The sequence below is a fragment of the Propionispora hippei DSM 15287 genome (assembly GCF_900141835.1).
GTDB classification, from domain to species: Bacteria; Bacillota; Negativicutes; order Propionisporales; family Propionisporaceae; genus Propionispora; species Propionispora hippei.
Window position 1 is genome coordinate 1 of record NZ_FQZD01000001.1, and the last position, 423, is coordinate 423.

The window sequence follows — 423 nt, forward strand, 5'->3', positions numbered from 1 at the left end:
TATATATGTGCGACGGCGTGCCTATTGAAGAATGAACCGGCGAGTTACAGTATCTAGCGAGGTTAAGTGGAAGACACGGAGCCGAAGCGAAAGCGAGTCTTAATAGGGCGACTAGTTAGATATTGTAGACCCGAAACCACAGTGATCTATCCATGTCCAGGTTGAAGCGCAGGTAAAATTGCGTGGAGGACCGAACCCGTGAACGTTGAAAAGTTTTGGGATGAGATGTGGATAGGGGTGAAATGCCAATCGAACGTGGAGATAGCTGGTTCTCCCCGAAATAGCTTTAGGGCTAGCCTCAGGAAGTAAGTACAGACGGTAGAGCTCTGATCGGGCTAGGGGCCATAACGGTTACCGAACCCAGTCAAACTGCGAATGGCTGTACTGGAATCCTGGGAGTCAGACTGCGAATGATAAGATCCG

1 rRNA gene is annotated in these 423 nt (G+C 49.6%); it reads left to right on the plus strand.

Annotated features, from left to right (window positions below):
* Positions 1 to 423: ribosomal RNA gene (locus F3H20_RS00005) — 23S ribosomal RNA — on the plus strand; the annotation flags it as partial.